Source organism: Xanthovirga aplysinae, from assembly GCF_009711365.1.
GTDB classification, from domain to species: Bacteria; Bacteroidota; Bacteroidia; order Cytophagales; family Cyclobacteriaceae; genus Xanthovirga; species Xanthovirga aplysinae.
Window position 1 is genome coordinate 1 of sequence record NZ_SMMB01000537.1, and the last position, 2,206, is coordinate 2,206.

General features: G+C 34.5%; 2 protein-coding genes. Both read left to right on the plus strand.

Translation table 11 applies throughout. The features are described from left to right. A partial coding sequence (locus E1171_RS23535) for a hypothetical protein (RefSeq protein ID WP_187696203.1) occupies positions 1-416 on the plus strand: 416 nt, incomplete at its 5' end. Positions 417-637: 221 nt separating this feature from the next. Further along, positions 638-2,101: a TlpA family protein disulfide reductase gene (locus tag E1171_RS02460; protein WP_155203738.1), complete on the plus strand. Its 1,464-nt coding sequence runs from the start codon at positions 638-640 to the stop codon at positions 2,099-2,101. The last annotated feature ends 105 nt before the right edge of the window (positions 2,102-2,206 follow it).

Here is a 2,206-nt window from a genome sequence, read left to right on the forward strand (position 1 = left end):
TCTTATTTAAGACTGGCTTTGCACAGGAAAATTACAAAGAGAAAATAAAAAGTGCTCGGGTGGCAATGATCACAGAGAAATTGGACCTTAGTCCCCAACAATCGGAGGTTTTCTGGCCCCTATATAATGAATTTAATAACAAAAAAGAAGAGTTAGAAAAACGACAACGTAAAACACAAAAGTTGGCCAAACAAGAAATCTCAGATAGCAAAGCTCAAAAAGAAATACAATCCATTTTTGTTTTAAAGCAACAAATTCTGGATTTAGAAAAATCATATTATAAGAAATTTGGAGAAACCTTAACTCCTCAGCAGGTTTTTAAATTAGGACAGGCAGAAAAGGACTTTCGAAAACTTATCATTAAAAAAATCAGGGAAGAGAGACGATCCCGAGCAAACGGAAAAACTTCCTCCTAAAAAGCAAAATAATTCCACCCAATAAAAAAGCCGGTTAGTTAAACCGGCTTTTTTATTTATTTTTCGCCACAAAAGCCTTCCTTTCCCCATTTTAACTTGGTTTTTTTGTTAAAAAAAATTATCATGATGATCATTAATTATAATGAGAACTTCTTCTTAATTGAAAAAATATATTGTTAATATCATCAAAACACTTCTAACTACCTTAATAAGATTAATCCATGAGTAAAATTTTAACAATTATAGCAGGGCTTATTATTATCATGTCTTCCTGCCAAAAAAATCAAACAGGAAAAGAAACCCTGGAAGCAAATTCACAAGAGTTTAAAGAAGTAAAAATCGAAGGTGTGGTGACCAATCCCAAAGGAGATGAAGTAACCGTTTCTCTGACCAGGCTTCATTACACCATGCCCAAACAAATTGTTTCATCAAAAATTGATGAAAATGGCCACTTCAGTTTAATTATTCCTTTAGAGCAGGCAACTGAGGCTCTTTTAATGGAAGGAAAAGAAAGAACCACTCTATTTCTTTCTCCCGGTGATGAACTAAAAGTAACGCTAGATGCTAATCAATTTGACGAATCCCTAAAATATGAAGGCAAAGGGGCAGAAGTAAACAACTATCTGGCCAAAAAAGCACTAAAAGGTGAAGAATTGGGGAAGAATGTGACAGGAAATATATATGAATTAGAACCTCTTAATTTTCAAAACACTTTGAATGAACGTTACCTCCAATTAAAGGAACTATACAAATCCTATTTTCAGGGAAAAACTGCACCTACCGAATTTGCTACTTATGAGATGGCACAATTGAAATCCACAAAGGCTGTTCAATTTGGTAACTACGCAGATTACCACAAATACTATACAAAAAAAGAATCCGTAGAATTACCAGAAGGGTTTGACGATTTCAAAAAGGACATAAACTACAATGATGATAAAGCCCTTATTTCCCCAGCATACAGAAATCTAGTTAATTCTTATTCCCTTCAACTTTACAGTGAAGAAACAAAAGAAAAACCAAAAACCGAACAAGAGTATACGGACCGACGGCTTAAGCTAAATGCCCATATAAAAGAAAAATTCACTGGAAGCGTACAAGAATACTTATTGGCGACGAATATTTTATCTCAAATTTCATATACAGAGGCCGCAATTCTTGGAGATCAAATTAATGAATTTAAAAACGCATTTTCAAAAAGTCTCTTTTTAGCAACAATCAACGAAAAGTTCGACAAATGGCGCAAGCTTGCACCTGGAATGAAAGCCCCTGATTTTAAATATGATACTCCGGAAGGAAAGGAAGTAGCTCTTTCTGAACTGAAAGGCAAAGTAGTTTATATTGATGTTTGGGCAAGCTGGTGCGGACCTTGTAAAAGAGAAATGCCTTTTTCCAAAGAAATAAGTGATAAGTTTATTGATCAGAAAGATGTAGTATTCATGTACGTATCGGTTGATGATGAGGAAGAAGATTGGAGAAAATACATGGAGAAAAACAAAGAACCCCATGGATTAAACCTTTGGGCTAAGGGTTGGTCAGAAATTGCAGATGAATATTTAATCAGCAGCATTCCCAGATATATCCTGGTTGGGAAAGACGGCAAAATCATTTCCTCAAGGGCACCACGTCCTTCTTCTGGAGAGGTGGAAGAGCTGATCAAAAGCCACTTAAATGAAAATAGTTAAATCAAAAAGGTTAGGCTAAAAACAACTTAAATAACACTTAGGTAAATTTAAACCGCTGATATATTTTTCTAAAATATATCAGCCGTCTTTTTTCAACAAATCTTC